The organism is Pseudoxanthomonas mexicana (genome assembly GCF_001556105.1).
GTDB classification, from domain to species: Bacteria; Pseudomonadota; Gammaproteobacteria; order Xanthomonadales; family Xanthomonadaceae; genus Pseudoxanthomonas_A; species Pseudoxanthomonas_A mexicana_A.
On the sequence record NZ_LSIF01000047.1, the window covers coordinates 15493 to 32292 of the forward strand.

Consider the following 16800-nt stretch of genomic DNA (forward strand, 5'->3'; position numbering starts at 1 on the left):
AGTTTAGGGCCGCGCAGGCGGCCCGGATATGCCTGTCGTGCGGGGTTTACGGGCTCCGGGCGTGCAGGTTGGCGAGGCGGTGACGCAGGTCGCGGAACGCCCCCGTCGGTGCGCGATGCGTCCTTGCGGGCGGGCCGTTGCGCGTTGTCCTCGATCAATGCAACTTGCCGCCCCCTGTGCTCGGGAGCTACCATTCAGCGGTTTTCCGCAGCCCGGATCGTGTGGCGGACGACATGATCGACGTGGTGCCGTCATCGTGCGACGGACACGGCGCGCAGCTCCGCCTGCGGCCGCCGCGGGCGCTGACGCGCCGTCAGTTCGTGATGTTGTTCGCGGCATTGTCGGGTGCGATGTGGGTCGTCGCCGTGCTGGGCTGGTGGGGAGGCAATGCCTTCGCGCCGGCCTTCGCATTGCTCCACTCGGCCATCGTGGCCACGGCGCTGCATGCGTTGTGGCGCAGTGGCGACCGGGGCGAAGACATCCGCATCGGTCCCGACGCGGTGGAGGTCACGACCTCTGGCGCGGGGATGGTGTTCCGGGCACACCCCTACTGGGTCCGCCTGTGCATCGAGCGGGGAGGCGAAAGGATTTCGCTGGTTTCCAGCGGCAGGCGGGTCCGGGTAGGCGACTTCCTGGGGCCGGCCGAACGCCGGGAGCTGGCGGACAGAGTGCAGGATTTACTGGCGGCCGCGAGCGGCCGCAACCGATGACGCATTGGGGTCTAGGCAATGACGCAAGTGAATGGAATGTGGAAGCGGTTGGCGATGGTGTGCACGCTGCTGGCGATGCCGGCGCTGGCCTGGGCACAGTCGGCGGACCCGCACCGCTGGCAGTTGAACATGGGCAAGGGCGTGACCTCGTCCTCCCAGCACGCCTACGACGCGCACATGATCGCGCTGTGGGTCTGCGTCGTCATCGGCATCATCGTGTTCGGCGCGATGGGCTACGCGATGTTCAAGTTCCGCAAGTCCAAGGGTGCGGTGGCCGCGCAGTTCAGCCACAACACCACGGCCGAGATCATCTGGACGGTGCTGCCGATCCTGATCCTCATCGTCATGGCCTGGCCGGCGACCAAGAAGCTGATCGCCATGTACGACACCCGCAACGCCGAGATGACCGTCAAGGTCACCGGCTACCAGTGGATGTGGAAGTACGAGTACCTGGGTGAGGACGTGTCCTTCACCAGCCGCCTGGACCGCGAGTCCGACCGCCTGCGCCAGAACAAGAACGCCACGCAGGAAGAGATCAAGGCGCACCCGCACTACCTGCTGGACGTCGACAACCAGCTGGTGCTGCCCACCGACACCAAGATCCGCTTCGTGATCACCGCTGACGACGTCATCCACGCGTGGTGGGTGCCGGCGCTGGGCTGGAAGCAGGACGCGATCCCGGGCATCGTCAACGAGGCCTGGACCGACATCAAGGAGCCCGGCATCTACCGTGGCCAGTGCGCCGAGCTGTGCGGCAAGGACCACGGCTTCATGCCGATCGTGGTGAAGGCCGTGCCGAAGGCCGAGTTCGCGCAGTGGCTGGCGTCGAAGAAGCCCGCCCCGGCCGCCGAACCCGCTCCGGCGGCGCCCGCACCGGAAGCTGTGCCGGCCGATGCTGCGACGGCCCCGGCCGTTGACGCCGCCCCCACCGCCGAGACCCCCGCGCCGTCGGCGCAGGGCTGATCGATCGTCCGCATTAGCTGCAGAGAGTAAGCACATGGCCAACTCCACCGTCGCCCACGATTCCCATCATGACGGGCACGACGATCATCACGGTCACCAGCAGGGCTTCATCGACCGGTGGTTCTTCTCCACGAACCACAAGGACATCGGTACCCTCTACCTGATCTTCAGCTTCATCATGTTCATCATCGGCGCGGGCATGTCGGTGATCATCCGCGCCGAACTGATGGTGCCGGGCCTGCAGTTCGTCAGCCCCGAATTCTTCAACCAGATGACCACCGTGCATGCGCTGGTCATGATCTTCGGCGGCGTGATGCCGGCCTTCGTCGGCTTGGCCAACTGGATGATCCCGTTGCAGGTCGGCGCGCCGGACATGGCGTTGCCGCGCATGAACAACTGGTCCTTCTGGATCATGCCGTTCGCCTTCACCCTGTTGCTGATGTCGCTGTTCCTGCCGGGCGGCGCGCCCGCCGGTGGTTGGACGCTGTACCCCCCGCTGTCGCTGCAGGGCGGCTACAACGTCGCGTTCACCATCTTCGCGATCCACATGATGGGCGTCAGCTCGATCATGGGCGCCATCAACATCATCGCGACCGTGCTGAACATGCGCGCGCCGGGCATCGACCTGCTGAAGATGCCGATCTTCTGCTGGACCTGGCTGATCACCGCGTTCCTGCTGATCGCGGTCATGCCGGTGCTCGCCGGCGCCGTGACGATGCTGCTGACCGACAAGTTCTTCGGCACCAGCTTCTTCAATGCGGCCGGCGGCGGCGACCCGGTGATGTACCAGCACATCTTCTGGTTCTTCGGTCACCCCGAGGTCTACATCATGATCCTGCCGGCGTTCGGCGTGGTGTCGGAGATCATCCCGACCTTCAGCCGCAAGCCGCTGTTCGGCTACCAGGCCATGGTGTACGCGACCGCCTCGATCGCCTTCCTGTCGTTCATCGTGTGGGCGCACCACATGTTCACGGTGGGCATGCCGCTGGGCGGCGAGATCTACTTCATGTTCGCCACCATGCTGATCGCGATCCCGACCGGCGTGAAGGTGTTCAACTGGGTCAGCACGATGTGGAAGGGCTCGCTGTCCTTCGAGACGCCGATGCTGTGGGCCGTGGGCTTCGTCATCCTGTTCACCATCGGCGGCTTCTCCGGCCTGATGCTGGCCATCGTGCCGGCGGACTTCCAGTACCACGACACCTACTTCGTGGTGGCGCACTTCCACTACGTGCTGGTGACCGGCGCGCTGTTCTCCATCATCGCCGCCACCTACTACTGGTGGCCGAAGTGGACCGGCCGCATGTACAACGAGTTCTGGGGCAAGTTCCATTTCTGGTGGACGATCGTGTTCGTCAACCTGCTGTTCTTCCCGCAGCACTTCCTGGGCCTGGCCGGCATGCCGCGCCGCATCCCGGATTACAACCCGGTGTTCGCGGACTGGAACTTCATCAGCTCGATCGGCGCGTTCGGTATGTTCGTCACGCCGTTCATGATGGCGGCGATCCTGTGGGCCTCGCTGCGCAACGGCGCCAAGGCCGAAGCGCGCGCCTGGGAAAACGCGAAGGGCCTGGAGTGGACCGTGCCGTCGCCGGCACCGCACCACACCTTCACCACGCCGCCGGTCATCAAGGATGGCGACCTGGCGCACGGCGACGTGACGCACTGAGACGGCTGAGCGTCCTCGCATGAACGTCCCCGCCTTCACCCCCGAAGAACTCGCACGCCGCCGCAGGGCGGTGCTGCGGACCGCGTGGGTGATCGGCGGCATCGCCTTTGCGATCTTCGCGGCCTTCATCGGCCGCGCGGTGCTGAGCGCATGAGCGCGGCCAAGTCCAATTCGGCGGGCATCTTCAAGCTGGTGGGCGTGGCGATGGCCGTGTTCGTGCTGACGTTCTCGCTGGTGCCGCTGTACCGCATCGCCTGCGAGAAGGTCTTCGGCATCCGCCTGGAGCAGGGTCCCGGCCAGGCCGCGGCCGTTGCCGCGGCGAAGGTCGCGCGCACGGTGACGGTGCAGTTCGATGGCGGCGTCAATTCCAAGCTGCCGTGGGCGTTCCATCCGGAACAGCTGACCATGGAAGTCGTGCCGGGCGAGCTGTACGAAGCCAAGTATTTCGCCCGCAACGAAAGCGAGCGTCCCGTGGTCGGCAGCGCGGTGCCATCGGTCGCGCCGGCGCGCGCCTCCGGCTACTTCACCAAGACCGAGTGCTTCTGCTTCACCGCCCAGACCCTGCAGCCCGGCGAAAGCCGCGACATGCCGGTCCGCTTCATCGTGGACCCGGACCTGCCGGCGGCAGTGAAGACGATCACCCTGTCGTATACCTTCTTCAAGAACGACGCCCTGACCGCGCAGATCGGCACGGGCACGGCGTCGCTCAAGCCGCTCGCGGCACCCTGACCACGCCTTAGCAACCGGAAGCATCGCCATGGCAAATGCCCCATCGCCAGACGCCAACATCTACTTCGTGCCGCACAGCTCCAAGTGGCCGTTCGTGGGCTCCATCGCCATGTTCATCACGATGTTCGGCGTGGCCAGCTGGCTCAACGATCTGTCGTTCGGCATGTGGACGTTCTACGCCGGCGTCGTCGGCCTGTGTGCGACGCTGTTCATGTGGTTCGGCGACGTGATCCGCGAGTCGGTGTCCGGCCAGTACAACCGTCAGGTGGACGTGTCGTTCCGCATGGGCATGGTGTGGTTCATCTTCTCGGAAGTGATGTTCTTCGCCGCGTTCTTCGGTGCGCTGTTCTACGCCCGCACCCTGTCGTTGCCGTGGCTGGGTGGCGAAGGCGATGGCGTGATGACCAACAGCCTGCTGTGGGAAGGGTTCTCCGCGGCGTGGCCGAGCGCGGGTCCGGGCCAGGTGGGCGGTCAGTTCCAGACCATCCCCGCGTGGGGCCTGCCGCTGCTCAACACGTTGATCCTGCTGACCTCGGGCGTCACCATCACCATCGCCCATCACGCGCTGAAGGCGGGCAACCGCAGCCAGCTGCTGATCTGGCTGGGCGCCACCGTACTGCTGGGCTGCGTGTTCCTGTTCTTCCAGGTCGAGGAATACATCCACGCCTACAAGGAACTGAACCTGACGCTGGGTTCGGGCATCTACGGCTCCACGTTCTTCATGCTGACCGGCTTCCACGGCCTGCACGTGACGCTCGGTACCATCATGCTGGCGATCATCTGGTTCCGCTGCGCCAAGGGCCACTTCTCGAAGAACGACCACTTCGGCTTCGAAGCCGTGGCGTGGTACTGGCACTTCGTCGACGTGGTGTGGCTGGGCCTGTTCCTGTTCGTCTACGTGGTCTGAGCAGGCGGTACCGCGACAACGGAAGGGCCGGCAATGCCGGCCCTTTTCTTTTGTCCGGTTGGCGCGGCACGCCGCGCGCGGGAGAATGCCCGCTCAGCCGCGGTTGATGCCGTGTGGCTGGATCCAGCCCATCTTGATGGCCACGACCACCAGCAGGATCAGGCCGACGGAGAGTGCGATGCGGCGGGTCAGCGCGTTCACCGTACGCTTGCTCTCACCCTTGTCCACCAGCATGTAATACAGGCCTGCGCCCAGGTTCCACACGATGAGGATGAGGAAAGCGATGATCAGCAGGGTTTTCAGCGAATCGTTCATGGCGTCCTCGACGGGGCCGGGGCAGTGAGGCGCGCATTATCGCTCCGCCGGCGTAAGCCGTTGGTGGGTGCGACATTCGGACGCAGTCCGTGAGCCGGCACATGCCGCTGCCGGTGGGCTGGACGCTGGCGGTGCTGGCGATGTCCCTGTTCGGCAGCCTCGGCGCCTGGCAGTGGGGACGGGCCGAGCAGAAGGAAACCATGCTGGCGGAGACGTCCCGGGTACTGGCTGATCGCCAGCCGCAGCCGCTGGCACTGGCCGGCGACAAGGACCGCCAGCAAACCTACGACTGGGCGGCGGGCGAAGGCGAGTTCCTGCCGGCCCCGGCGATCCTGCTGGACAACCAGACCCGCGACCGCCAGGCCGGCGTACGCGTGTATCGGGTCTTCCAGCCCTCCGCCGCCGGCGCACCGTTGCTGGTGGAACTGGGGTGGCTGCCGGTGCCGGGCGACCGCACGATGCCGGCCGTGGCGCCGCTGCCGGGCCTGCAGCGCGTGGCGGGACTGCTGGTGCCGCCGCCGTCCGAAGGCATCGCGCAGGCACCACCGGCGGCGCAGGCGGACGGCAGCCTGCTGGTGATCGCGCTGCAGCGGGATGAGATCGCGCAGGCATTGGGTTTGCCTGGACTGGCGCCGCGCCTGTTGAAACTGGATCCCGACCTGCCGCTGGGTTACGCCCGCGATCTCGACATCCTGCCCAATACGCTGCCGCCGGAACGCCACGTGGGTTACGCGGTGCAGTGGTTCGGGCTGGCCGGCGCGGTGCTGGTCACGGCACTCCTGCTGACCTGGCGCAGCCGGCGCGGGATGCGGAAGGGGCATTGATCGTCCGGGCGTGAGAAAATGCGCCCATGGACTCAAAACCATTCGATCCCGCCCAGCGGCGTCGCGGGCGGTGGATGCTCGTCGCCCTGTTCGCCCTGTTCTTCGGCACCGTATTCGGCGCCGGCATCCTGCGTTTCTCCGGCTGGCAGCCCGCTACGCACAAGAACCACGGTGTCCTGTTGCAGCCGCCGGCGGACGCGCGTGATCTGACGCTGTCGCTCGTCGATGGCGGACGCTACGACTGGACCCCTGCCGAACGCCGCTGGCGCATCGTCGCCGCGCCGTCGCCCGGTTGCGCACAGGCCTGCACGAAGCTGGCGCAGGACCTCGACAAGGTGTGGCAGTTGTTCGGCCACAACGCCGACGAGGTCGACATCCTGTGGCTCGGCGACTATCCGGCGGATGCACCGCGCCACTCGGCGTTGCGCCAGGTGCGCGCCGACGATCCGCTGCGCACGCGCCTGCCGCAGGTGGACGATCCGGCGGGCACGCCGGTGTACGTGATCGATCCCCACGGCTTCATCATCCTGCGCTACGCCCCGGGCTTCGATCCCGGCGGCCTGCGCACCGATGTCGCCAAGCTGATCAAGCTCATCTGAGCCAACGCCAGAACCACAGATGATGAACGCTGTTGCGCGCCCCGTGATCTACAAGCACTTCCACCGCATCGCCTGGCTGGCGGTCGCATTGACGCTGTGCGTCGTCGTGTTCGGCGCATTCGTGCGCCTGTCCGATGCCGGCCTCAGCTGTCCCGACTGGCCGACCTGTTACGGCCGCGCAGCCTGGCCGAAGGCGGTGGACGAAGCCGCCTCGCATGTCGCCAGCGAGATCCGTCCGTTCGAAACCCACAAGGCATGGCGCGAGCAGGTGCACCGTCATCTGGCTGCTTCACTGGGCGTGCTGGTGCTGGTGCTGGCCTTGCTCGCCGCACGCCGTCGCCGCTGGGGCATGGCGCAGATCCTGGTCGCGGCGGGCCTGGTCGGTGCGGCGATCCCGCTGTACATGCACGGCGAGCACGTGGAAGCGTCGGTGCTCGCGATCCTCGGCGAGGCGATCCTGCTGTTCGCGGCGTTGCGCTGGTCGAACCTCGATCTCGCACGCGCGGGCGCGCTGACGCTGGCGGTCATCATCTTCCAGGCCCTGCTGGGCATGTGGACGGTGACGTGGCTGCTGAAGCCGATCGTGGTCATGGGCCATCTCATCGGCGGCCTGACCACGTTCTCGCTGCTGGTATGGATGGCGTGGCGTGCGACCGACCGGCCGATCACGCTGGCCGATGCGACCGTGCTGCGCCGCTGGCTGATCGGTGGCCTGGCGCTGCTGGGCATCCAGATCGCGCTGGGCGGCTGGGTCAGCGCGAACTACGCGGCGCTGGCCTGCGGTCTCGATTTCCCGAAGTGCGTGGGCCAGTGGGCACCGCCGGCGGATTTCAGCGAGGCCTTCGTGCTGTGGCGTGGCATCGGCGTGGACTATGAAGGCGGCGTGCTGGACGGTGCGGCGCGCATCGCGATCCAGCTGAGCCATCGCGTCATGGCGGTGATCGTCGCGCTGTACGTGCTGGCACTCGCGCTGCGCCTGTTCCGCACGCCGGGCATGCGCAGCTGGTCGCTGACGCTGGTCGTGCTGATCGTCGCGCAGGTCACGCTGGGCATCCTCAACGTCAAGCTCAACCTGCCGCTGCCGGTCGCCGTCGCGCACAACGCGGGCGCGGTGCTGCTGCTGTTCACCCTGGTCTCGCTGACCGCACGCCTGCGCAGGCCCGAGTGATGGCCTCGACCTTCCGCCAGTACTGGGCTCTTACCAAGCCGCGCGTCGTGGCGCTGATCGTGTTCACCGCGATCGTCGGCATGTTCCTCGCCATCGACGGTCTGCCGAATGGCGCCGAGCTGCTGCGCGGTGCACTCGGTTTCCTCGGCATCTGGCTGGCCGCTTCCAGCGCGGCCGCGATCAACCAGCTGCTGGATGCGCGCATCGACGCCAAGATGGCACGCACCTCGTGGCGTCCGCTGGTGCAGGGCCAGGTGAAGCCCTGGCAGGCGCTGGCGTTCGCGCTGGTGCTGGCTGCCCTGTCGATGGCGATCCTGGTGCTGTGGGTGAACACGATCACGGCGATCCTGACGTTCGCCTCGCTGATCGGCTACGCGGTGATCTACACGGTCTTCCTGAAGCGCGCCACGCCGCAGAACATCGTCATCGGCGGTATCGCCGGCGCCGCACCGCCGCTGCTGGGCTGGGCCACGATGACCGGCATGCAGGGCGAGTGGGACTGGCCGTATGCGCTGCTGCTGGTGCTGATCATCTTCGTGTGGACGCCGCCGCATTTCTGGGCGCTGGCGATCTTCCGCCGCGAGGACTACGCGCGCGCGCTGGTGCCGATGCTGCCGGTGACGCACGGCGTGACGTACACGCGCTGGCAGATCCTGTTCTACACGGTGCTGCTGGTGGAAGTGACCGTGCTGCCGGTGGTGTTCGGCATGAGCGGCTTCTTCTACCTCGGCGGCGCACTGGTGCTCGGTGCGGTGTTCCTCTGGTACGCGTGGCGCCTGCTGGATCCGCCGGACGAGTTCTTCTCGATGCGAGTATTCAACTACTCCATCGTCTACCTGATGGCGCTGTTCGCGTTCCTGCTGGTCGACCACTGGGTGATGCCGCTGTTGCGGCCGGCGGCGTCGGCAGCCGGCATCGAGTTCGTGCCGGCGGGATGACGCTGAGCTGTTGTGGGAGCGACGTCAGTCGCGAAACGAGCGCCATGAATGCGTCATCGCGACTGACGTCGCTCCCACATGATGCATCGTGGTCGTGAGGCGTCAGGGCTTGCCCAGCCGCTCCACCACCACCGGCTCCAGCGATTTCAATCCGGCCTTGCGACCCAGCTCAAGCGCTTCCTCGCGCGGGATTCCCCGCGCCGCCGCGTCCAGCGCCAGCAGCGCGCCGACGCGATTGCCCGAGGCGCAGTGCAGCAGCACATCGCCGTCCTGCGCCCTCAGCAGGTCGCCCAGCGCCTTCGCATTCTGCGGCGTTACGTCGTCCTTGCCGGCGATCGGCAGGACGAGGTACGCCAGGCCAAGCCGTTGCGCTTCCGCTGCTTCGTCGTAGCCACGATCTTCCTGCGCGCCGCGCAGGTCGATCACCGTGCGCACGCCCTCGGACTTCAGGCGGGCGAGATCGTCCTGCGACGGCTGGCCGCCGGTATGCAGGCCGGGCTGGGGCCGGTTGAAGTCGGCGGCATGCGCGGCGAATGACACGCCGCCCGCCAGCAGGATCGACAGCAGCAGTGCGAAACGGGTCATCACGGACTCCTCAGTGGCGGCCGATGCGGGCCTGCAACAGCGTGCGCAGTTCGTACTTGTCGGTTTCGTCCAGGCCCATGCTGCGCTGCTTGGCCTGAAGTTCGTCCAGCCGCTGCTGCAGCATCTGCTTTTCCAGCTGCACGGCGGCGTCGAGTATTTCCTGGCGCCAACTGTCTTCGTCACCCGGCAGGTCCTGCATCGCCAGCTTCTGCAGCGCGGCGGCCTCGTCGCGTTCGGCGAAGTGCTCAAGCAGGACACCGGTGGTGATGTCGGGCCGCGCATGCACCAGGTCGATCAGTTCCAGCAGCAGGTCCATGCCGGCCAGCCGCAGCGCGGAGAAGCCGTGCGTCGATTCGATCGCCAGTGCCAGCGCCGGCTTGTGCAGCAGGCGCACGATCAGGCTGCGGACCAGGCTTGGCTTGGTGTGGCCGGACTGCGATGGCCCCGCGCGTCGTGCGGGCGCAGGCGGCGCGGCGGGCGTCGCGTTCGTATTGCTGGCACCGACGCCGGTGATCTCGGTCAGGCGCTGGCGCATCAGGTCGCCGAACGCACCGTCGGGAATCTGTGCCAGCAGCGGCCGCGCACGTTCGGCGAGGCGTGCCTTGCCGTCGAGCGTGGACAGCTTGATGTCCTTGGCCAGTTCGTCGAAGAAGAACTGCGACAGCGGCGTCGCCTGCTGCAGGCGTGCATCGAACCCGTCCGCGCCCTCCTGCCGCACGATGGTGTCGGGATCCTCGCCGTCGGGCAGGAACAGGAAGAACGCCTGGCGCCCGTCCTTCATGCGCGGCAGCACCGATTCCAGTGCGCGCCAGGCGGCGCGCTGGCCGGCGGCATCACCGTCGAAGCAGAAGTACACGTCCGGCGCATTGCGGAACAGCAGCTCCGCATGTTCGGGCGTGGTCGCGGTACCCAGCGTGGCGACGGCCTGCTGGACACCGAACTGGAACAGCGAGACCACGTCCATGTAACCCTCGACCACGATCAGCCGTGCGATCTTCGGGTTGGCCTGGCGCACCTGCCACAGACCGTACAGCTCGCGTCCCTTGTGGAACAGCGCGGTTTCGGGCGAGTTGAGGTACTTCGGGCCGTCGTCCTTCTGCAGCACGCGGCCGCCGAACGCGATCACGCGGCCGCGGCGGTCGTGGATCGGGAACATCACGCGGTCGCGGAACTTGTCGTAGACGTGGCCGCGGTCGTTCTTCGAAAACAGGCCTGCACGGTCCAGCAGCTTCATCCGCCGCTCGTCCGTACCCAGCGCATCCTTCAGTGCGGAGTAGCCGTCCGGTGCGTAGCCGATCATGAACTGCGTGCGGATCGTCGCATCCACGCCGCGACCATCCAGATAGACCTTGGCCTTGTCGCTGCCGTCCAGGTTGCGCTGGAAGAAGCGCGCGGCCGCTTCCAGCGCATTGAACAGGTCTTTCGTGTCGTTGTTTTCGTTGCGCTGCTGCGTTTCGCGCGGCACTTCCATGCCGGTACGGCGCGCCAGCTCTTCCACCGCATCGAGGAATTCGAGGCGGTCGTAGTTGATCAGGAACGACAGCGCGGTGCCATGCGCGCCGCAGCCGAAGCAGTGATAGAACTGCTTGGTCGGCGACACCGTGAACGAGGGCGAGCGCTCATCGTGGAACGGGCAGCAGGCCGAATATTCCTTGCCCTGTCGCTTCAACGGCACGCGTCCGCCCACCACCTCGACGATATCCGTCCGGGCGAGCAGTTCGTCGATGAAGGCGTCGGGGATGCGGGCCATGGGGCGCATAGGATGCCATGCCCGTCCGGCATGCGCCCTTCATGCGGGTCAGCGTGCGATGCCTGTCGTCTCGGTGCAGTCGGGCGCTGCGCTGGAGGGAGTCCGTGGGCCGCAAGTAAGATGTCGCGCTACAGGCAAACGTATCCCTTCTCGAAGTTGATCGACGCACGGTGCTGGATCAGCAGCGGCGCCCCCAGGATGGCGTCGACGTTGGCGGCTTGTCCCTGGACGACGCTGGCCTGCAAGGAAGGCGTGGAGAACGAGCCGGCTGCCAGTGCGACGGACGCAGTGCCCACATCGAGCGTGGCCGGCATGCCGCCGACGGTCGCATCAACAGCGCGGCGAGGGCTGCCAGCGAACTGACGCGCCGCGTGGCCCACCACGGTGAGCGATGGGCCGGCGCCGCTATCGAGTGCGAGTCGTGCGGTTTGCCCGTTGATGGTTGCCGGGATCGTGAATCGTCCGTGGAACTGTTGGCCGGGCAGGAATCTCAAGGGCACTTCGGCAGTGCACGGGCGGGGGGCCTGACCCGGGCGCTTCAGTTCCAGGCGTCCATCCCCGAACGCCATCTCACCGAACAGCGAAAGGACTTCGTTGCCGATCACGACACGTGCTAGCGGACGGTCCGTGACGAGCACGAGGACGTCCTTGCCGACCAGATTCCCGATGGTGAAATCGGCCAGCGCGTAGCCATCCCAGCCCCGGGTTCCATTGCTGCGATCGATCGAGGGCATCGCGTGCTGAATGACCGTAAGGCCGGTGGCGAGCGTCCTGAGCGACAGGGCCTGGACCATGCTGCTCGGGACGATCAGCGTCGCCGCGGCGCCCGTATCGACCAGGGCGCGCACCTGCTTTCCTCCCACCGTGATCATCACCTGTGGCGTGGCGTCATGCGGATCCGCAGGCAGCAGTTCCACGCGATCGGTGGGTGAAGCGAACCGATACCGTGCCGTCGGCGCACTGGCTCCGATGGCCGCGAAATCGACCTCATCGAAGCCCTTGCCCAGCGAGCCCTTGCCGGTGCCGTGGGTCAGCAGGCCAATGCCGGTGGTGCGGAGCCAATGCCACGCATTCGCCCACGATGGCGCGTCGCCATTGGCGGCGCTCAGTCCCGCGAGAAGCAATGCGCACGAAATCGCGTCGTTCGCGTCGCCGGCCGCTTCGCCGGATGCGCGGCAGGCGACGAGCGCATCCTGCATCGCCTCGCGGTCCGGTCGGGACGACGCGTCGATGAGCCCTGAGACGTCGGCACCGATCCGGCCCTTGCGCCGCAGTTCCGCGATGACGCGATCATTGCCTGTGTTCAGGGGAGCGGAAACATCGCGTGCGCCTTCGTGCCCTGCTTGTGCGAAGGCGGCAAGCGGTTGCATCGCCAGTGCTGCCAGTACAAGCGCATGCTTGAGCACGGGCCTGACCTCCTTGTCGTCACTTCGTTCCACGATCCGGCGGCGTGCAGGAACCTGTCTACCCAAGCGGGGCGACCGAGGATCGCCTGCAGGACCGAGCGTGCCCCAAGTGTGTTGTGCGGCGCAAGGGGCTGGCTGATGATGCGGCACATGCCCGACCCGAACGCGCTGACGACATGACATCCGATGACGCCCTGCTGGCGCGACTGCGCGAGGCGGTCGGTCGTGCGCATGTGCTGACGGGCGAGCGCGCGACGCGGCGCTACCGCAAGGGCTACCGCTTCGGTGACGGCCCGGTGCTGGCGGTCGCGTGTCCCGGCACGTTGCTGGAACTGTGGCGGGTACTTCAGGCCACGGTGGAGGCGGGACGGATCGTGCTGATGCAGGCGGCGAACACCGGGCTGACCGGCGGTTCCACGCCGGATGGCGACGGCTACGACCGTAGCATCGTGCTGGTCAGCACGCGGCGCCTGACCGGCGTGCAGCTGCTCGACGAAGGGCGCCAGGTCGTCTGCCTGCCGGGCGCGACGCTGGACGTGCTGGAGAAGCGGCTCGCCCCGCTGGGCCGCGAACCGCATTCGGTGATCGGCTCCTCGTGCATCGGTGCGTCCGTGCTGGGCGGCGTCTGCAACAACTCCGGTGGCGCGCTGGTGCGGCGCGGACCCGCCTATACCGAGTTGGCGCTGTACGCGCAGGTGGACGAAGACGGTGCGCTGCGGCTGGTGAACCATCTCGGCATCGCACTGGGCGACACGCCGGAAGAGATCCTGACGCGGTTGCAGGCCGGCGACTACGGTGCGGACGCGGTGGTCCACGATCCGGCGCAGGCGGCGTCGGATCCGTACTACGCCGACCACGTACGCCAGGTCGATGCGCCGACGCCGGCACGCTACAACGCCGATCCCTCCCGCCTGCACGAGGCCTCGGGCTGTGCGGGGCGGTTGGCGGTGTTCGCCGTGCGGCTGGATACGTTCGAACAGGATGCGGCATCGGTCTTCTACCTCGGCAGCAACGATCCGGACGATCTCACCGAAGTGCGCCGCTATCTGCTGACCGCGTTCGAGCGTCTGCCGATCGCCGGTGAGTACCTGCATCGCGACGCCTTCGACATCGGCGACCGCTACGGCAAGGACACCTTCCTGCTGATCGACCGTTTCGGCACCGGCAGGGTGCCGGCGGCCTTCGCGCTGAAGAGCCGCATGGACGGCTGGTGCGAGCGGTTCGGCGTACCGGGGCTGGCGGATCGTGTGCTGCAGTCGCTGACCGCGATGCTGCCCGATCACCTGCCGCCGCGGCTGCGCGCATACCGCGACCGCTACGAGCACCATCTGCTGCTGAAGGTGTCGACCCGCGATGCGGAGGCGACACGTGCGTTCCTGGGCCGTTTCTTCGGTGAACGGGAAGGCGATTTCTTCGCCTGCGACGCGGATGAGGGGCGCAAGACGTTCCTGCTGCGCTTCGCCGTCGCTGGGGCAGCGGTGCGCTATCGCGCCGTGCACGCCGCGCAGGTGCAGGACATCGTCGCGCTGGACGTGGCGTTGCGGCGCGACGATCGCGCATGGGTCGAAACCTTGCCCGAAGACGTCGCCGCGACGATGGTGGCGCGGCTCTACTACGGGCACTTCTTCTGCCACGTGTTCCACCAGGACTACATCGTGAAGAAGGGTGTGGATCCGCTGGCGGTGGAGCATCGCCTGTGGGACCTGCTCGACGCGCGAGGGGGCGAGTATCCCGCCGAGCACAACGTCGGCCATCTCTATCGCGCCAAACCGGCGCTGGCCGGGTTCTATCGCGCGCTGGATCCCACCAACACCTTCAATCCGGGAATCGGCCAGACGTCGAAGTGCCGCCACTGGGCGGAAGCGACGCCGCAACCGGATCATCCGCCGTAGGCGACAGCTGCCGTCGCACGTGCAGGCGCTCGTCGATTACCGCGGTGATCAACGCGCCGACGAAGAACACCACGCTGGCGTAGTAGACCCATACCAGCAGCAACACCAGTGCGCCCATCGAGCCGTAGGCACTGCCGGGCGCGGCTTCCGCCAGGTACAGGCCTATTAGGTAGCGACCGGCGGCGAACAGCAATGCGGTGATGGCACCGCCTAGGAAGGCCTGTTTCCACGCCACGCGCCGGTCCGGGAGGTAGTGGTAGAAGAACGCGAAGGCGGGCGCGTACAGCAGCAGGGTGGTGGTATAGCCGAGCGCGGGCAGCAGCGACGGTAGCCGCGCGAACACCACCTGCAATGCGGTCGTGGCGACCATCGAGACCACCAGCAGGAAGCCGATGGCCAGCACCACGCCGAGCGAGAACACGCGCTTCTTCAGCCACGCCATCACGCCGTTGAGCCGCTGCGCATCCGTGCGGAAGATCAGGTTGAGCGCGCCCTGCAGTTGCGCGAACACGACGGTGGCGCCGATGAAGAGCAGGGCGGTGCTCCACCATCCCGCCAGTGAGCCGACGTCGGGACGATCGCTGGCGTTGCGGATGACGGTTTCGGCGACGGTGCCGGCGCTGGGGCCGGCGAGTTGCTGGATCTGGTCCAGCAGCGACTGCTGCGCCGGCGGATACAGCGATGCGGTCAGCCACAGCAGCAGCACCAGCAGCGGTGCCAGCGAGAGCAAGGCATAGAACGACAGCGACGCCGCCTGCGTCATCAGGTCGGTTTCGATGAAGCGACGCACCAGCGCGGCAGGCAGGCTGCGGTTGGCGCGATCACCAGCGTCGCGCGCCCGCGCGCGCAGTGTGCTGAAGGGGACTCGATGTGCCATGCGCCGAGGGTGGCGCGTGTCGTGTCAGCAGTTCGTTATGGTCGTGTGGGCACGATGTTCACGCATCGCCGCGCGCGAGCGCCTGCAGGGCATCGCCGGTGACGCGTTGTACGGTCCACTCGTCGAGACCGACTGCGCCCAGGCGGCGGTAGAAGCGGATGGCGGGTTCGTTCCAGTCCAGCACCGACCATTCGAAGCGACCATAGCCGCGGGATACGGCCAGCTGTGCGAGATGCACCATCAACCGCTTGCCGAGACCAAGGCCTCGATGGTCAGGCAGGACGAACAGGTCCTCGAGGTACAGGCCCGGCCGGCCGAGGAAGGTGGAGAAGGACACGAAGAACAGGGCGAAGCCCGCAGGCACGCCATCCACGTCCGCGATGACGACTTCGGCGGCGGGACGCTCGCCGAACAGGTGCGTCTCGAGCAGGGCCGGCGTGGCGACCGCTTCGTGGGCGAGCTTTTCGTACTCGGCCAGGTCGCGGATGAAGTCGAGGATCTGCGGGATGTCGGCGCGGGTGGCCGGGCGCAGGGTGATGGCGGGGGTGTCCATGGCGCGAGGATGCCACGGACGGGGCGCGGCGCCGAAGGTCCGGCGCCGCGCGGCAGGCTCAGCCTGCGAGCTTCTTCTTGATCAGCGCGGAGACCTGGCCCATGTCGGCCTGGCCGGCGAGACGCGGCTTCAACACGCCCATTAGCTTGCCCATGTCCGCGGGACCCGTGGCGCCGGTCTCGGCCACGGCGGCCTCGATGGCGGCCAGGATCTCGGCCTCACCCAGCTTGGCGGGCAGATAGGTGTCGATGACGACCAGCTCGGCGCGCTCGATGGCGGCGAGGTCTTCACGATTGGCGGCTTCGAACTGGCTCACGGAGTCCTTGCGCTGCTTGACCATCTTCTCCAGCACGGCCAGCACGGCAGCGTCGTCCAGTTCGATGCGCTCGTCGACTTCGCGCTGCTTGATGGCGGCGTTGATCAGGCGGATGACGCCCAGGCGGTGCTTTTCACCGGCCTTCATGGTGGTCTTCATGTCATCGGTGAGCTGCTGTTTCAGGGACATGGTGGGCTCCGGGGGAACAGGGGTGGGCGTGGCACAGGGTCGTGAGACGCCAAAAACACAAAAAGCCGGCGACGCTCGCGCGTGCCGGCTTCTTGCGAAGCGACGCGGCTCAGTACAGGCGCTGGCGCTTGGTGACGTCGCGCGAGCTGCGACGCAGCTGACGCTTCACCGCAGCAGCGGCCTTGCGCTTGCGCTCCTGGGTCGGCTTCTCGTAGAACTCGCGCTTGCGGGTTTCGGCCAGGACGCCGGCCTTCTCGCAGGTGCGCTTGAAGCGACGCAGCGCAAACTCAAACGGCTCGTTTTCGCGGACTTTGACGCTGGGCATACGTAATCTCGGTGGTGTAAACGGTCCGGGCATACCCGGTGAGCCGCGTATTATAGCGGCCGACGCCGTCGCTGCAACCCACCCCGCC

The 16800-nt window shown here is 67.0% G+C and carries 19 protein-coding genes; 11 read left to right on the forward strand and 8 right to left on the reverse strand.

What is annotated here, in order from left to right; genetic code table 11:
• Window positions 1–233 precede the first annotated feature (233 nt).
• From AX730_RS07845 to AX730_RS07865, 6 genes are read left to right on the forward strand one after another with little or no spacing between them, the layout of a single operon-like run.
• Window positions 234–710, forward strand: a complete 477-nt coding sequence (locus tag AX730_RS07845; RefSeq protein ID WP_062354497.1) for a DUF2244 domain-containing protein — start codon at window positions 234–236, stop codon at window positions 708–710.
• 36 nt (window positions 711–746) lie between these two features.
• Complete coding sequence (coxB, locus tag AX730_RS07850; RefSeq protein ID WP_062354437.1) at window positions 747–1673, forward strand: cytochrome c oxidase subunit II; 927 nt, start codon at window positions 747–749, stop codon at window positions 1671–1673.
• A 34-nt stretch (window positions 1674–1707) separates the two neighbouring features.
• Complete coding sequence (gene ctaD, locus AX730_RS07855; protein ID WP_062354440.1) at window positions 1708–3339, forward strand: cytochrome c oxidase subunit I; 1632 nt, start codon at window positions 1708–1710, stop codon at window positions 3337–3339.
• Window positions 3340–3358: 19 nt separating this feature from the next.
• On the forward strand, window positions 3359–3493 hold the full coding sequence (locus AX730_RS19470; RefSeq protein WP_268793362.1) for a hypothetical protein: 135 nt from the start codon (window positions 3359–3361) through the stop codon (window positions 3491–3493).
• Window positions 3490–4068, forward strand: coding sequence for a cytochrome c oxidase assembly protein (locus AX730_RS07860; protein ID WP_062354443.1), 579 nt, complete (start codon window positions 3490–3492; stop codon window positions 4066–4068). The genes AX730_RS19470 and AX730_RS07860 overlap by 4 nt, the downstream gene beginning before the upstream one ends.
• A gap of 28 nt (window positions 4069–4096) precedes the next feature.
• Window positions 4097–4975, forward strand: a complete 879-nt coding sequence (locus tag AX730_RS07865) for a cytochrome c oxidase subunit 3 (protein ID WP_062354446.1) — start codon at window positions 4097–4099, stop codon at window positions 4973–4975.
• A gap of 93 nt (window positions 4976–5068) precedes the next feature.
• Here the strand turns inward: AX730_RS07865 and AX730_RS07870 are convergent, their stop codons facing one another.
• Window positions 5069–5290, reverse strand: coding sequence for a twin transmembrane helix small protein (locus AX730_RS07870; protein WP_062354449.1), 222 nt, complete (start codon window positions 5288–5290; stop codon window positions 5069–5071).
• Window positions 5291–5379: 89 nt separating this feature from the next.
• On the opposite strand from AX730_RS07870, the gene AX730_RS07875 reads away from it, so the two are divergent.
• From AX730_RS07875 to cyoE, 4 genes are read left to right on the forward strand one after another with little or no spacing between them, the layout of a single operon-like run.
• Window positions 5380–6114: an SURF1 family protein gene (locus AX730_RS07875; RefSeq protein ID WP_332307611.1), complete on the forward strand. Its 735-nt coding sequence runs from the start codon at window positions 5380–5382 to the stop codon at window positions 6112–6114.
• A 26-nt stretch (window positions 6115–6140) separates the two neighbouring features.
• On the forward strand, window positions 6141–6713 hold the full coding sequence (locus AX730_RS07880; RefSeq protein WP_062354454.1) for a hypothetical protein: 573 nt from the start codon (window positions 6141–6143) through the stop codon (window positions 6711–6713).
• Window positions 6714–6735: 22 nt separating this feature from the next.
• Window positions 6736–7881, forward strand: a complete 1146-nt coding sequence (locus AX730_RS07885) for a COX15/CtaA family protein (RefSeq protein ID WP_062354500.1) — start codon at window positions 6736–6738, stop codon at window positions 7879–7881.
• The gene (gene cyoE, locus AX730_RS07890; RefSeq protein ID WP_062354457.1) at window positions 7881–8819 is read left to right on the forward strand and encodes a heme o synthase; all 939 of its coding nucleotides are present in this window, start codon (window positions 7881–7883) and stop codon (window positions 8817–8819) included. Before AX730_RS07885 ends, cyoE begins: the two co-directional genes overlap by 1 nt.
• Window positions 8820–8921: 102 nt before the next feature.
• On the opposite strand, the gene AX730_RS07895 is transcribed toward cyoE, so the two are convergent.
• The 3 genes from AX730_RS07895 to AX730_RS07905 form a co-directional block, all read right to left on the reverse strand.
• Complete coding sequence (locus AX730_RS07895) at window positions 8922–9404, reverse strand: protein tyrosine phosphatase family protein (RefSeq protein WP_062354459.1); 483 nt, start codon at window positions 9402–9404, stop codon at window positions 8922–8924.
• Between the two features lie 10 nt (window positions 9405–9414).
• Window positions 9415–11154: a DNA primase gene (gene dnaG / locus AX730_RS07900; protein WP_062354461.1), complete on the reverse strand. Its 1740-nt coding sequence runs from the start codon at window positions 11152–11154 to the stop codon at window positions 9415–9417.
• Between the two features lie 128 nt (window positions 11155–11282).
• The gene (locus tag AX730_RS07905) at window positions 11283–12560 is read right to left on the reverse strand and encodes an aspartyl protease family protein (protein ID WP_198147081.1); all 1278 of its coding nucleotides are present in this window, start codon (window positions 12558–12560) and stop codon (window positions 11283–11285) included.
• A gap of 176 nt (window positions 12561–12736) precedes the next feature.
• Between AX730_RS07905 and dld the strand changes: the two genes are divergently transcribed.
• Complete coding sequence (dld, locus tag AX730_RS07910) at window positions 12737–14452, forward strand: D-lactate dehydrogenase (RefSeq protein WP_062354479.1); 1716 nt, start codon at window positions 12737–12739, stop codon at window positions 14450–14452.
• On the opposite strand, the gene AX730_RS07915 is transcribed toward dld, so the two are convergent.
• The 4 genes from AX730_RS07915 to rpsU all read right to left on the reverse strand — a co-directional run bounded on the left by AX730_RS07915 (window position 14376) and on the right by rpsU (window position 16712).
• On the reverse strand, window positions 14376–15329 hold the full coding sequence (locus tag AX730_RS07915; protein ID WP_062354485.1) for a YihY/virulence factor BrkB family protein: 954 nt from the start codon (window positions 15327–15329) through the stop codon (window positions 14376–14378). The two genes, dld and AX730_RS07915, sit on opposite strands and share 77 nt — an antisense overlap.
• 58 nt (window positions 15330–15387) lie before the next feature.
• Window positions 15388–15882 (reverse strand): GNAT family N-acetyltransferase, encoded by a 495-nt coding sequence (locus AX730_RS07920; protein WP_062354489.1) that lies wholly within the window; start codon window positions 15880–15882, stop codon window positions 15388–15390.
• A gap of 58 nt (window positions 15883–15940) precedes the next feature.
• The gene (locus AX730_RS07925; RefSeq protein WP_062354494.1) at window positions 15941–16387 is read right to left on the reverse strand and encodes a GatB/YqeY domain-containing protein; all 447 of its coding nucleotides are present in this window, start codon (window positions 16385–16387) and stop codon (window positions 15941–15943) included.
• Window positions 16388–16496: 109 nt separating this feature from the next.
• Window positions 16497–16712: a 30S ribosomal protein S21 gene (gene rpsU, locus AX730_RS07930; RefSeq protein WP_002808376.1), complete on the reverse strand. Its 216-nt coding sequence runs from the start codon at window positions 16710–16712 to the stop codon at window positions 16497–16499.
• Window positions 16713–16800: the final 88 nt, after the last annotated feature.

What these genes read in the sequence shown, in the direction of transcription:
- AX730_RS07920 (WP_062354489.1), bottom strand. Translation starts at nt 15,882, where the DNA reads ATGGACACCCCCGCCATCACCCTGCGCCCGGCCACCCGCGCCGACATC.
- AX730_RS07895 (WP_062354459.1), bottom strand. Translation starts at nt 9,404, where the DNA reads ATGACCCGTTTCGCACTGCTGCTGTCGATCCTGCTGGCGGGCGGCGTG.
- coxB (WP_062354437.1), top strand. Translation starts at nt 747, where the DNA reads ATGTGGAAGCGGTTGGCGATGGTGTGCACGCTGCTGGCGATGCCGGCG.
- dld (WP_062354479.1), top strand. Translation starts at nt 12,737, where the DNA reads ATGACATCCGATGACGCCCTGCTGGCGCGACTGCGCGAGGCGGTCGGT.
- AX730_RS19470 (WP_268793362.1), top strand. Translation starts at nt 3,359, where the DNA reads ATGAACGTCCCCGCCTTCACCCCCGAAGAACTCGCACGCCGCCGCAGG.
- AX730_RS07845 (WP_062354497.1), top strand. Translation starts at nt 234, where the DNA reads ATGATCGACGTGGTGCCGTCATCGTGCGACGGACACGGCGCGCAGCTC.
- AX730_RS07870 (WP_062354449.1), bottom strand. Translation starts at nt 5,290, where the DNA reads ATGAACGATTCGCTGAAAACCCTGCTGATCATCGCTTTCCTCATCCTC.
- ctaD (WP_062354440.1), top strand. Translation starts at nt 1,708, where the DNA reads ATGGCCAACTCCACCGTCGCCCACGATTCCCATCATGACGGGCACGAC.
- AX730_RS07880 (WP_062354454.1), top strand. Translation starts at nt 6,141, where the DNA reads ATGGACTCAAAACCATTCGATCCCGCCCAGCGGCGTCGCGGGCGGTGG.
- AX730_RS07865 (WP_062354446.1), top strand. Translation starts at nt 4,097, where the DNA reads ATGGCAAATGCCCCATCGCCAGACGCCAACATCTACTTCGTGCCGCAC.
- cyoE (WP_062354457.1), top strand. Translation starts at nt 7,881, where the DNA reads ATGGCCTCGACCTTCCGCCAGTACTGGGCTCTTACCAAGCCGCGCGTC.
- AX730_RS07915 (WP_062354485.1), bottom strand. Translation starts at nt 15,329, where the DNA reads ATGGCACATCGAGTCCCCTTCAGCACACTGCGCGCGCGGGCGCGCGAC.
- AX730_RS07885 (WP_062354500.1), top strand. Translation starts at nt 6,736, where the DNA reads ATGAACGCTGTTGCGCGCCCCGTGATCTACAAGCACTTCCACCGCATC.
- AX730_RS07860 (WP_062354443.1), top strand. Translation starts at nt 3,490, where the DNA reads ATGAGCGCGGCCAAGTCCAATTCGGCGGGCATCTTCAAGCTGGTGGGC.
- AX730_RS07925 (WP_062354494.1), bottom strand. Translation starts at nt 16,387, where the DNA reads ATGTCCCTGAAACAGCAGCTCACCGATGACATGAAGACCACCATGAAG.
- dnaG (WP_062354461.1), bottom strand. Translation starts at nt 11,154, where the DNA reads ATGGCCCGCATCCCCGACGCCTTCATCGACGAACTGCTCGCCCGGACG.
- rpsU (WP_002808376.1), bottom strand. Translation starts at nt 16,712, where the DNA reads ATGCCCAGCGTCAAAGTCCGCGAAAACGAGCCGTTTGAGTTTGCGCTG.